The sequence below is a fragment of the Lysinibacillus sp. 38-6 genome, assembly GCF_046245175.1.
GTDB lineage: Bacteria > Bacillota > Bacilli > Bacillales_A > Planococcaceae > Lysinibacillus.
Genome location: NZ_CP176417.1, coordinates 3,129,540 through 3,143,129, shown reverse-complemented (window position 1 = coordinate 3,143,129; position 13,590 = coordinate 3,129,540). Strand labels below are relative to the sequence as shown.

The following is a 13,590-nucleotide window of genomic DNA, read 5'->3' as shown; positions in this document are numbered from 1 at the left end:
GTCAAACTTATTTTTCAAATTAGTCGGGCAGGATTTAACGCCCTGCCCGACTTTTCTTTACGAATGAAATCAATCTATTTTTGATCTTTTGTCAAAATTTATTTTGCAAACGATTGTCGAGCTGCGTAAAAGAGTCTTTATAAAGACCTATAACTAGAGGGAGGTAGGCTCCTTGATAGACGTTAATGAATTTGAATATATGAAAATTGGTTTAGCTTCTCCTGACAAGATCCGTTCTTGGTCATACGGTGAAGTAAAAAAACCAGAAACAATTAACTATCGTACATTAAAACCAGAAAAAGATGGTTTATTCTGTGAACGTATTTTCGGTCCTACGAAAGACTGGGAATGTCACTGTGGTAAATACAAACGCGTGCGCTATAAAGGCGTAGTTTGTGACCGTTGTGGTGTTGAAGTAACACGTGCAAAAGTTCGTCGTGAACGTATGGGTCACATCGAATTAGCAGCGCCAGTTTCTCATATTTGGTACTTCAAAGGTATTCCAAGCCGTATGGGCCTTATTTTAGATATGTCTCCACGTGCATTAGAAGAAGTAATTTACTTCGCATCTTACGTTGTAATCGAACCAGGTGCTACTAACTTAGAAAGCAAGCAATTACTTTCTGAAAAAGAGTACCGTGCATACCGTGAAAAATTCGGTGCAACATTCGAAGCAGCTATGGGTGCAGAAGCAATTAAAAAGCTTCTTGGTAAAATCGATCTTGAAGATGAAACACATTCTTTAAAAGAAGAGTTAAAATCTGCACAAGGTCAACGCCGTACACGTGCGATTAAACGTCTAGAAGTAGTAGAATCGTTCCGTAACTCAGGTAACTCTCCTGAATGGATGATTTTAGATGTACTGCCTGTTATTCCACCGGAGCTTCGTCCAATGGTTCAACTAGATGGTGGTCGTTTTGCAACATCTGATTTAAACGATTTATATCGTCGTGTAATCAACCGTAATAACCGTTTAAAACGTTTATTAGATCTTGGTGCACCAAGCATTATCGTTCAAAACGAGAAGCGTATGTTACAAGAAGCTGTTGATGCATTAATCGATAACGGTCGTCGTGGTCGTCCAGTTACTGGACCAGGTAACCGTCCGTTAAAATCACTTTCACATATGTTAAAAGGGAAACAAGGTCGTTTCCGTCAAAACTTACTTGGTAAACGTGTTGACTATTCTGGTCGTTCCGTTATCGTAGTAGGTCCAAACTTAAAAATGTACCAATGTGGTCTACCGAAAGAAATGGCTATTGAGCTATTTAAACCTTTCGTTATGAAAGAGCTAGTAGAACGCGGTCTTGCACATAATATTAAATCTGCTAAACGTAAAATCGAACGTTTAAACAACGACGTATGGGACGTTTTAGAAGATGTTATCCGTGAGCATCCGGTATTACTAAACCGCGCACCGACGCTTCACCGTCTTGGTATCCAAGCATTTGAACCAACACTAGTTGAAGGTCGTGCGATCCGTCTTCACCCATTAGTATGTACAGCGTATAACGCCGACTTCGATGGTGACCAAATGGCGGTTCACGTACCATTATCAGCAGAAGCACAAGCTGAAGCTCGCCTGCTAATGCTTGCTGCTCAAAACATCCTAAACCCGAAAGATGGTAAACCAGTTGTTACACCATCTCAAGACATGGTATTAGGTAACTATTATTTAACGCTTGAGCGTGAAAATGCTCGTGGCGAAGGTTCTATTTTCTACGGACCAAATGAAGTGCTAATCGCTTATGATACAGGTCATGTTCACTTGCATACACGTATCGCGATTAAAGCAAGTTCATTAAACAACCCAACATTTACTGAAGAACAAAACAATATGTTCTTATTAACAACTGTTGGTAAAGTGATCTTTAATGAAATCTTGCCTGAATCATTCCCGTACATTAACGAACCGACTGATTTCAACTTAGAGCAAGTAACACCAGATAAATACTTCGTGAACTTAACAATTGACGAAGAAACGTTAGCAGAGCTTGAAGCAGATGCTGCGTACAACGAATTAGATGAAAAAGGTAAAGTAGATGCACAACGTTCAGCAGTACTTCGCAAACATTTTGTATCAGTACCTGTTGTAAACCCATTCCGCAAGAAATTCTTAGGAAATATCATTGCAGAAGTGTTCAAACGTTTCCACATTACTGAAACATCTAAAATGCTAGACCGCATGAAAAACTTAGGGTTCAAATATTCAACGCGCGCTGGTATCACTGTTGGTGTATCTGACATCGTCGTATTACCAGACAAAGGTGATATCTTAGCAATCGCACAAGAGAAAGTAGATAAAGTTCAAGCGCAATTCCGTCGTGGTTTCATCACAGAAGAAGAGCGTTATGACCGTGTTATCTCTAGCTGGAGTGCAGCGAAAGATGAAATTCAAGCGAAACTGATGAAGTCTCTTGAGAAAACAAACCCAATCTTCATGATGTCTGACTCAGGTGCCCGTGGTAACGCATCTAACTTTACACAGTTAGCAGGTATGCGTGGTCTGATGGCCAACCCGGCTGGTCGTATTATCGAACTTCCAATCAAGTCTTCATTCCGTGAAGGTTTAACAGTATTGGAATACTTCATCTCAACACACGGTGCTCGTAAAGGTCTTGCCGATACAGCCCTAAAAACTGCCGATTCAGGTTACTTAACACGTCGTCTTGTTGACGTTGCACAAGATGTAATCGTACGTGAAGATGATTGTGGAACTGACCGCGGCTTAACAATCGGTGCGTTAATGGAAGGTACAGAACTAATCGAAGCGTTAGACGAACGTATTGTTGGTCGTCATACGAAGAAAACGATTGTACATCCAGAAACAGGCGATGTAATTTTAGAAAAAGACGGTTTAATCGACCAAGATATCGCTCGTATTATTACAGAAGCAGGTATCGAAGAAGTAACAATCCGTTCTGCATTTACATGTAATACAAAACATGGTGTATGTAAAAAATGTTACGGCATGAACTTAGCAACTGGTGAAAAAGTTGAAGTTGGGGAAGCAGTTGGTATTATTGCGGCTCAATCAATCGGTGAACCAGGTACTCAGTTAACAATGCGTACATTCCATACAGGTGGGGTAGCCGGAGACGATATTACTCAAGGTCTTCCTCGTATCCAAGAGATTTTCGAAGCACGTAATCCAAAAGGTCAATCTGTTATTTCTGAGATTGCTGGTACGGTATCTGATATTACGGAAATCCGTGAAGGCCTAAAAGAAATTACAGTTCAAGGTGATGTAGAAACTCGTAAATACCAAGCACCGTATAATGCACGTCTAAAAGTTATCGAAGGTGACGCAATCGAGCGTGGTCAAGTATTAACAGAGGGTTCTATCGATCCAAAACAATTATTAAAAGTAAAAGACGTTTCAACAGTTCAAGAATATTTACTAAAAGAAGTGCAAAAAGTATACCGTATGCAAGGGGTAGAAATTGGCGACAAACATATCGAAGTAATGGTACGTCAAATGCTTCGTAAAGTGCGCGTAATCGAAGCTGGTGATACAGAATTATTACCTGGCTCATTACTTGACATTCACCAATTCTCTGAGGCAAATGCAGATGCTGTAATGAACGGCAAAAACCCTGCAACTTGTCGCCCTGTAATTCTAGGTATTACAAAAGCTTCATTAGAAACTGAATCATTCTTATCTGCTGCATCATTCCAAGAAACAACTCGTGTGTTAACAGATGCTGCAATTAAAGGTAAGCGTGATGAACTTCTAGGATTAAAAGAGAACGTAATTATCGGTAAACTTGTTCCTGCAGGTACTGGTATGCAACGTTACCGTCAAATCCGCATTGAAAAAGATGAGCTTGATGCAGAAGATTTAGTTTCTGCTGAATAACTAAAATGAAAGCTCCGAAGAGATGGCAAGCGTGCATCTCTTCGGACTTTTTAAAGATATTAGTTGACAGTGGAAATTGATAATGATAATATATTGAAGGTTGATAGTTAACTGTCTGAACTTCGGAGGATATGAAAATGTCTTATGATAAAGTAAAGGCTAGTCAAACAATCATTGGTACAAAGCAAGCAGTAAAAGCAATGCAAGCTGGTTTAGTGAAAGAGCTTTTCGTGGCACTTGATGCAGACAATTGGGTAACCGATTCGGCCATATCTTTCGCGAGAGAAATCGGTATACCAGTTATTCTTGTCGAGTCCAAAAAGGAACTAGGCAAAGCCTGTGGAATCCATGTTGGAGCTGCAGTAGTTGCTATTGCTGTAGATTAGTTTTTGTGTATAAAACACAAAGACTTTGTTTTTACCCAAAAAATGAACCACCTGGATGTGTGGTATTAACAAGGAATAAATGAAGGGAGGAAATACCGATGCCTACAATTAACCAATTAGTACGTAAGCCTCGTCAATCTAAAATCACGAAATCAAAATCACCAGCGTTAAACAAAGGATATAACTCATTTAAAAAATCTTTAACTGATGTTAAATCTCCACAAAAACGTGGTGTTTGTACTCGTGTAGGTACAATGACACCTCGTAAACCAAACTCAGCGTTACGTAAATACGCTCGTGTGCGTTTAACTAACCAAATTGAGGTTACAGCTTATATCCCAGGTGAAGGCCACAACTTACAAGAGCACAGTGTTGTTCTTATCCGTGGCGGACGCGTAAAAGACTTAGCGGGTGTTCGTTACCATATCGTACGTGGTGCTCTTGATACAGCTGGTGTAAACGGTCGTTTACAATCACGTTCTAAATACGGAACAAAACGCCCTAAAGAAAAAAAATAATTTAACACGTTAAGTGTTAATACTTACTGAGTCTCATGTAGCTATCACTAATTTCAAATCATGCTAGCTGATTGAAATTTATGTGATACCTACTAGAAGGCAAAGTTACTAAAATAAATCGATAATTATTCGAAAGGAGGAAAACACATGCCTCGTAAAGGTCCTGTTTCCAAACGTGACGTGTTACCAGATCCAATTTATAATTCAAAACTAGTAACTCGTTTAATCAATAAAATGATGGTTGATGGTAAAAGAGGTACTTCTCAAAAGATTTTATACGGTGCGTTCGAACTAGTTAAAGAACGTTCTGGTGAAAATCCAATTGAAGTATTCGAAGCTGCCCTAAACAACGTAATGCCAGTTCTTGAAGTACGCGCTCGCCGTGTTGGTGGTTCTAACTACCAAGTACCGGTTGAAGTACGTCCAGAACGTCGTACAACTTTAGGTCTTCGTTACCTAGTTAACTATTCTCGTCTTCGTGGTGAAAAAACTATGGAAGAGCGTTTAGCTAACGAAATTTTAGATGCTTCTAACAACACTGGTGCATCAGTTAAGAAACGTGAAGATATGCACAAAATGGCAGAAGCGAACAAAGCATTCGCTCACTACCGTTGGTAATCTAAACATAGCATAAGCCCAATATGGAAGGAGAAATACCTAATGAAACGCGAATTCTCTCTAGAGAATACTCGTAATATTGGGATCATGGCTCACATTGATGCTGGTAAAACAACAACAACTGAGCGTATCCTTTATTACACAGGTAAGATTCACAAAATCGGTGAAACTCATGAAGGCGCTTCTCAAATGGACTGGATGGAGCAAGAGCAAGAACGTGGTATCACTATCACTTCTGCTGCGACAACAGCTCAATGGGCAGGCCACCGTGTAAACATCATCGATACTCCTGGACACGTAGACTTCACTGTAGAAGTAGAGCGTTCTTTACGCGTACTTGACGGTGCTGTAACAGTTCTAGATGCTCAATCTGGTGTTGAGCCACAAACTGAAACTGTATGGCGTCAAGCTACAACTTACGGTGTACCACGTATCGTATTCATTAACAAAATGGATAAAACAGGTGCAGATTTCTTGTATTCAGTAGGTACTCTACACGAACGTTTACAAGCAAACGCTCACCCAATCCAATTACCTATCGGAGCTGAAGATCAGTTCTCTGCTATCATCGACTTAGTTGAAATGAAAGCAACTTTCTACGGCGACGAAAAAGGTACTGCAGTAACTGAAGGTGAAATTCCTGAAGAACACCGCGAAATGGCTGAAGAATACCGTGAAAAATTAATCGACGCTGTTGCAAGTGTTGATGAAGAAATCATGGAAAAATATTTAGAAGGCGAAGAAATCACTGTAGCTGAGCTTAAAGCGGCTATCCGTCGTGCTACAATTGCAGTAGAATTCTACCCAGTAATCTGTGGTACAGCATTCAAACACAAAGGCGTACGCCCAATGTTAAATGCAGTTATCGATTACTTACCATCTCCAGTTGATGTACCAGCAATCAAAGGTACTTCAGTTGATGGTGACGAAGAGTTAGAACGTAAATCTTCTGATGAAGAGCCATTCTCAGCTCTTGCATTCAAAGTTATGACTGACCCATTCGTAGGTAAATTAACTTTCTTCCGTGTGTACTCTGGAACATTAGATGCAGGTTCATACGTACAAAACTCTTCTAAAGGTAAACGTGAACGTGTAGGTCGTATCCTACAAATGCACGCTAACTCTCGTGAAGAGATTTCTAAAGTATTCGCTGGGGATATCGCAGCAGCTGTAGGTCTTAAAGATACTACTACTGGTGATACACTTTGTGACGAGAAACACCTTGTAATTCTTGAATCAATGGAATTCCCTGAACCAGTAATTTCTCTTTCTGTAGAACCAAAATCAAAAGCTGACCAAGATAAAATGGGTCAAGCTTTACAAAAACTTCAAGAAGAGGATCCAACTTTCCGTGCTCACACTGACACAGAAACTGGACAAACAATCATCTCAGGTATGGGTGAGCTTCACCTTGATATCTTAGTTGACCGTATGCGCCGTGAATTTAAAGTAGAAGCTAACGTAGGTGCTCCAATGGTATCTTACCGTGAAACATTCCGTAGCTCTGCAAAAGTTCAAGGTAAATTCACTCGCCAATCTGGTGGTCGTGGACAATATGGTGACGTAACGATTGAGTTCTCTCCAAATGAAGAAGGTAAAGGCTTTGAATTCGAAAACGCTATCGTTGGTGGTGTAGTTCCTCGTGAATACATTCCTGCAGTTGAAGCAGGTCTTCGTGACTCTCTTGACCGCGGTGTAGTAGCTGGTTACCCACTAATCGACATTAAAGCGAAATTAGTATTCGGTTCTTACCATGACGTTGACTCGAATGAGATGGCGTTCAAAATCGCAGCTTCTATGGCTCTTAAAGAAGCAGCAAAACAATGTGATGCTGTAATTTTAGAACCAATGATGAAAGTAGAAGTTGTAATTCCTGAAGAGTACCTTGGTGATATCATGGGTAACATTACTTCTCGTCGCGGACGCGTTGAGGGTATGGATGCTCGCGGTAACTCTCAAGTTGTTCGTGCAATGGTTCCACTATCGGAAATGTTTGGTTACGCAACAACTCTTCGTTCAGCAACACAAGGTCGCGGTGTATTCTCAATGACATTTGATCATTATGAAGAAGTACCAAAATCAATTGCTGCTGACATCATCAAAAAAAATAAAGGTGAATAATTGAATTTTCATCTTGCATAAAGTATAACTAATTTGTAAGCTATGATTGCAGGATAGAGGATGGGCCCGTTCTCTATCAGCATTCATTCTATAAATTTTTAAAATAAAACATATAATTTCGAGGAGGCAATCTCTAATGGCTAAAGAAAAATTTGACCGTTCAAAAACGCATGCTAACATTGGTACAATCGGACACGTTGACCATGGTAAAACAACTTTAACTGCTGCAATCGCTACAGTTCTTTCTAAAAAAATGGGTGGTGTAGCTAAATCTTACGCTGACATCGATAACGCACCAGAAGAAAAAGAACGTGGTATCACAATCAACACTTCTCACGTTGAATATGAAACAGAAACTCGTCACTATGCACACGTTGACTGCCCAGGACACGCTGACTATGTTAAAAACATGATCACTGGTGCTGCACAAATGGACGGCGGTATCTTAGTAGTATCTGCTGCTGACGGCCCAATGCCACAAACTCGTGAACACATCCTTTTATCTCGTCAAGTAGGTGTTCCATACTTAGTAGTATTCATGAACAAATGTGATATGGTAGACGACGAAGAATTATTAGAATTAGTAGAAATGGAAATCCGTGACCTACTATCTGAATATGACTTCCCAGGCGACGATATCCCTGTAATCAAAGGTTCTGCTCTTAAAGCTCTTGAAGGCGAAGCAGAATGGGAAGAAAAAATCGTTGAATTAATGGACGCTGTAGATTCTTACATCCCAACTCCAGAACGTCAAACTGACAAACCATTCATGATGCCAGTAGAGGACGTATTCTCTATCACTGGTCGTGGTACAGTTGCAACTGGCCGTGTTGAACGTGGTCAAGTTAAAGTTGGTGACGTAGTTGAAATCGTAGGTATCGCTGAAGAAGCTAAATCTACAACTGTAACTGGCGTTGAAATGTTCCGTAAATTATTAGACTACGCTGAAGCTGGTGACAACATCGGTGCTTTACTTCGTGGTGTAGCTCGTGAAGAAATCCAACGTGGTCAAGTATTAGCTAAACCAGGCTCAATCACTCCACACACAAACTTCAAAGCTGAAGTTTACGTTTTATCTAAAGAAGAGGGTGGCCGTCATACTCCATTCTTCTCTAACTACCGTCCTCAGTTCTACTTCCGTACAACTGACGTAACAGGTATCTGTAACTTACCAGAAGGCGTCGAAATGGTAATGCCTGGCGATAACATCGAAATGACAGTAGAACTTATCGCTCCAATCGCTCTTGAAGAAGGTACTAAATTCTCTATCCGTGAGGGTGGCCGTACTGTAGGCGCTGGCGTAGTTGCTTCTATCCAAAAATAATTTTTAGCATATGCTAATTGTAAAACCAATCTGTAGGGACGCTTACAGATTGGTTTTTTATGTTAAAATAAAATGACGGAAGGAGTGCATGCTAATGGAAATGAAAGTGTTATTGATAGAAGATGATCCATCAATTTTTGCAATGATTCAGGAGCGTTTTTCGCAATGGTCCCTCCAAGTGGTAGGTCCAAGTGATTTTCAAAAGGTGATGGATGATTTTATAGAAGAGAAGCCCCAACTTGTCTTAATTGATATTCAATTACCGGCATATGACGGCTTTCATTGGTGCCGTGAAATACGACATATTTCAAAAGTGCCCATTCTATTTCTATCCTCCCGAGATCATCCGATGGATATGGTGATGGCTATGCAAATGGGTGCCGATGACTTTATCCAAAAGCCTTTTCATATGGAAGTGTTACTTGCGAAAGTACAAGCCATTTTGCGCCGCACTTATGACTATGTAGAAGAAGCGATGGATGTGATCCGCTTCAATGGAGCTGTAGTCGATTATGCAAGAAGCGAGATTATGTTTAACGGACAACTCGTATCATTAACTAAAAATGAATTATTTATTTTAAGAATCTTACTTGAAAAGGCTAATCAAATTGTCTCGAGAGAAGATTTAATGAGAAAGCTATGGGACGACGAGCGTTTCGTCAATGATAATACTTTGTCGGTCAATGTGAACCGTTTACGGACAAAGCTAGAGGATATTGGCTTACAGGAAGTCATCGTGACAAAAAAGGGACTTGGCTATATAGCCGTTACACAGGTGTCGTGAATGAAAATGCCATTATTGTTTTTAAGAGAACGGCTTGCCTGGATTGGCTTTTTTGTTTTTCTTATTCTTATCCTTAACGTTTTATTTTCTTTAGATGTTGGCTTAGTCGGTGTTTCTATTTGGTATCTAAATATCATTATGCTCGTGACGTTTGCCCTGTTTTTGTTGTGGCGTTATATAAGAGAAGTCGGTCAGTTGCGAGATTTCCTGGGAAATGTGGATAGTCGACTTGATGAACCACATACTCGAAGTTTAGCTTTATCACCATTTCAAAATGCATATTACCGAAAAATAGAAGACGTCTTTTATGAGAAGGATGCAGAATTAAATCATACAAAAGTGCAGCTACAGGAATATTCCGATGAGCTCCTTGCTTGGGTACATGAGGTGAAGGCGCCATTAACAACGATTAATTTAATGTTGGAGCATATTGAAGATTTAGCCTTGCGAAGAAAACTTGAGACAGAGTGGTTAAGGCTTCATCTGCTGGTCGATCAGCAACTTCATCAAACACGCTTAGCTTCTATCGAAAAAGATAATTATTTAACAGAAATTGAGCTGCGAACGGTTGTCTATAAAGAAATCCGGGCCATGCAAGCTTGGTGTTTAGAGAAGGATATTGGCTTCGATGTAGCAGAATTAAATGAAATCGTTTTGACCGATACAAAATGGATAGCGTTTATTGTAAGGCAACTGTTATCGAATGCCATAAAGTATAGTCCGAAAAATAGTGAAATTTTTATTTTTACTGAAGTCGATACATCCTCTGCAACTTTACTACATATTAAGGACAATGGTATTGGTATACGGAAAGAGGATCTGCCGCGCATCTTTCAGAAGTCATATACAGGCACGGCAGGGAGAGAATCCGCTCAATCAACGGGTATGGGCCTATATTTAGCACAAAAAATTGCACACAAAATCGGCGTCCATATTAGCGTGCAATCAGTTGTAGGTGAAGGTTCGATATTTACGCTGCGATTTCCATTACAAAATGAATATACAAAGCTAACAGGTAGATGACGAAATTGTCACCTACCTTTTTATATTGTCATGTAAATCGCACGAAATGATGCGCTAGACAAGGTACACTTGTAATATAGAAAGGGGCGTTACATCATGGCAGTGTTAATTGGACGTAAAGTAAAAAAAGTGTATGGAAAAAAGTCAACGGCGCAAGAGGTGCTGAAAGGTATAGATTTAGAAGTAAATGAAGGGGAATTCGTAGGTATTATGGGTCCTTCTGGGTCTGGAAAGACGACGCTACTAAATGTTTTGTGTTCCATTGATTTTGCAACGGAAGGTGTTATTGAAATTAACGGCCAAAGCTTGCGCGGCATGAAGGAGAAAGCATTGGCGAATTTCCGTCGTGAGCAGCTCGGGTTCATCTTCCAAGATTATAATTTATTGGACACATTGACGGTTAAGGAAAATATATTATTGCCATTAGCAATCGGCAAGTTACCAAAGGCTGTGGCGGAAAGTCGTGTGAAGGAGCTAACCTATCTACTCGGTATTGCAGATATTTTAAATAAATACCCGAATGAAATATCAGGTGGTCAAAAGCAACGGACATCTGCTGCCAGAGCATTAATTACAAATCCATCGATGGTGTTTGCCGATGAGCCAACGGGTGCACTCGATTCAAAATCAGCAACAGCACTCCTGAAAAACTTACAAAGCATTAATGAAACGAAAAAGGCGACAATTATGATGGTTACACATGATGCGGTGGCAGCAAGTTTCTGTACACGTGTTTTATTTTTAAAAGATGGGCTTATTTATAGTGAGCTATATAAAGGTGATAAAACAAGACAGGCATTTTTCCAAGAAATTATGCATACGCAAAGTGTGCTAGGCGGTGACGGTTATGAGTCTTAGTAAGCTAGTATTGCGAAGCATGAAGAAAAATATGAAGCATTATTATTTATACTTTTTTGCACTGATTTTTAGTGTGACACTCTATTTTTCTTTTGTGACATTAGAATATAATGGCGAAGTCTTTGATACAGTTCAGAAGAGTGGTACGGCATCAGCAGGATTTAAAGCAGCAACTTATATTTTGTACTTTATCATTTTATTTTTCGTGTTGTATGCCAATCATTTATTTATGAAACGTCGCAGTAAAGAAATTGGCTTATATCAGCTAATCGGCATGACAAAGGGCTTGATTGTACGATTATTGGCGTTAGAAAGCATGTTATTATTTATCGGTGCAGTCGTTGTAGGAATACTCGTTGGTTTCTTTAGCTCGCGCTTAATCGCCATGATTTTATTGCGCATATTGGAAAAGGAAACGCTTGTGACAATGACCTTTAGTACACAAGCATTAAAACAATCAATCATCGTTTTTGCAATTTTATTAGTCGTGGTGTTAATACAAATGACGTGGATGATCCACCGTGTATCGTTGCTATCGTTATTTAGCGCAGCAAAACAAGCCGATGAGCGTGTGAAGCGATTTAGCCCATTACAAATGGTTATTGGCTTTTTAGGGCTTGTCCTCATTGCTTATGGCTACTATGCTTCAACAAAACTATTTGATATTAATACTGCAGGTAATCTATTTTTAAATATGATCATTATATTAGCTACTACAATTGGTGGGACGTTCCTAGTCTTTCGTTTCTCCGTAGCATTTATTATGAATACTGTTCGTTTAAAGAAAAATGGCCATTTGTCTGTCCATGATGTTTTAGCATTAACGCCTATTATGCACCGCATGAAAAGCAATGCCAAATCATTGACGCTTATTACCGTTTTAACAGGTGTATCTCTTGGGATTACAACATTATCATATATATCATATTATTCTTCAGAAGCATCAGCCTATAGCCAAGTACCTGGCGATTATATTTTGCATGAAGATCAAGGTCAAGACTTTTTAAATAAGTTAAAGGACCATAATATAGCTTTTGATAAGATCGAGTACCGCTTGCAAGGTGTAACAGCTTCCATCGCTCAATTAATGGCTGATGCACATCAAGATAGTCCTTTTAATAATCTGGAAGGGACAATTTATACGATTCCCCTTTCGGATTATCAACAACGGTCACCAAAAGCATCTATATCGGGTAATGATGTTATTTTAACGAACTACGGTGGCTATATGGCCGAGATGTTTCCTTTAGAAAAAGATCGGGATTTAGTAGTATCTGCAGGAGAACTGAAAGAAACATTGCATGTCAAAGCGATTGTAGATGAAAGTATTATTGGTGGAACAGTAACTGCTGGAGGCGGAGGACCGATTTTTGTCGTGTCAGATGCATTGTTTGATAAGTTGGCTACGCAAGCAAAGCTTTTCCCTTGGCATAAACAAACGTCCATTACGTTACAGTCTAAGTCAGACATTGTGCTAGCGGAAAAATTATATAAAGAATCGGGTGCAAATGTTGTCTCGATTATAGATACGGATGGCAATACCCAAAATTACAACATCGATTCTTTTGAAGCTGAGCGCAAAAATAATATTGAATCTCTTGGTTTATCGATTTTTACAACAGCATTTTTAGGGTTAGCATTTTTGACGACTACAGGTAGCATTCTGTACTTTAAACAAATGTCCGAAGCCGAAGAGGAACGAGGAGCATATACCATTTTAAGAAAAATAGGTTTCTCAGAACGAGATATTATGAAGGGCATCTATATGAAACAAGCGTTTAATTTCGGTGTGCCACTATTGATTGGGCAACTCCATAGTTATTTCGCGGTGAAATCAGGCTGGTTCTTATTCGGGTCGGAGTTAACTGCGCCGTTATGGATTGCGATGTGTTGCTATATTGCCTTGTATGCCATTTTTGCAGTCCTGTCAGTTGGCTATTATAAAAAGGTGATTAGAGAATCACTATAGACAGACAGTTAAATAGGAAGAAACTCTAAAAACAGTGTGTCCTTATATAGGGCATGCTGTTTTTTTGTAACGAGGGTGGATTGCTGGCAGTTTTTTGAAACCTTTAAAAACTGCTTGACTTTCACTTGTT

General features: G+C 39.6%; 10 protein-coding genes. All 10 read left to right on the top strand.

The window, feature by feature from the left end; genetic code table 11:
• The first annotated feature begins 172 nt into the window (after window positions 1-172).
• The 10 genes from rpoC to ACKVEV_RS16110 all read left to right on the top strand — a co-directional run bounded on the left by rpoC (window position 173) and on the right by ACKVEV_RS16110 (window position 13,460).
• Window positions 173-3,859, top strand: coding sequence for a DNA-directed RNA polymerase subunit beta' (gene rpoC / locus ACKVEV_RS16155; RefSeq protein ID WP_409367323.1), 3,687 nt, complete (start codon window positions 173-175; stop codon window positions 3,857-3,859).
• 137 nt (window positions 3,860-3,996) lie between these two features.
• Window positions 3,997-4,245 (top strand): ribosomal L7Ae/L30e/S12e/Gadd45 family protein, encoded by a 249-nt coding sequence (locus tag ACKVEV_RS16150; RefSeq protein WP_402927310.1) that lies wholly within the window; start codon window positions 3,997-3,999, stop codon window positions 4,243-4,245.
• 98 nt (window positions 4,246-4,343) lie between these two features.
• Window positions 4,344-4,763: a 30S ribosomal protein S12 gene (gene rpsL, locus ACKVEV_RS16145; RefSeq protein WP_010860613.1), complete on the top strand. Its 420-nt coding sequence runs from the start codon at window positions 4,344-4,346 to the stop codon at window positions 4,761-4,763.
• A 147-nt stretch (window positions 4,764-4,910) separates the two neighbouring features.
• Entirely contained in the window at window positions 4,911-5,381 is a 471-nt protein-coding gene (gene rpsG, locus ACKVEV_RS16140) for a 30S ribosomal protein S7 (RefSeq protein WP_024364378.1), read from the top strand.
• 42 nt (window positions 5,382-5,423) lie between these two features.
• Window positions 5,424-7,502, top strand: coding sequence for an elongation factor G (fusA, locus tag ACKVEV_RS16135; protein ID WP_402927309.1), 2,079 nt, complete (start codon window positions 5,424-5,426; stop codon window positions 7,500-7,502).
• Between the two features lie 136 nt (window positions 7,503-7,638).
• The gene (gene tuf / locus ACKVEV_RS16130) at window positions 7,639-8,826 is read left to right on the top strand and encodes an elongation factor Tu (protein WP_409367322.1); all 1,188 of its coding nucleotides are present in this window, start codon (window positions 7,639-7,641) and stop codon (window positions 8,824-8,826) included.
• Between the two features lie 100 nt (window positions 8,827-8,926).
• Entirely contained in the window at window positions 8,927-9,610 is a 684-nt protein-coding gene (locus ACKVEV_RS16125) for a response regulator (protein WP_409370574.1), read from the top strand.
• On the top strand, window positions 9,611-10,633 hold the full coding sequence (locus ACKVEV_RS16120) for a sensor histidine kinase (RefSeq protein WP_409367321.1): 1,023 nt from the start codon (window positions 9,611-9,613) through the stop codon (window positions 10,631-10,633).
• 96 nt (window positions 10,634-10,729) lie between these two features.
• On the top strand, window positions 10,730-11,491 hold the full coding sequence (locus ACKVEV_RS16115; protein WP_173479254.1) for an ABC transporter ATP-binding protein: 762 nt from the start codon (window positions 10,730-10,732) through the stop codon (window positions 11,489-11,491).
• A complete protein-coding gene (locus ACKVEV_RS16110) occupies window positions 11,481-13,460 on the top strand; it encodes an FtsX-like permease family protein (protein WP_409367320.1) in 1,980 nt (659 codons plus the stop codon). The genes ACKVEV_RS16115 and ACKVEV_RS16110 overlap by 11 nt, the downstream gene beginning before the upstream one ends.
• Window positions 13,461-13,590: the final 130 nt, after the last annotated feature.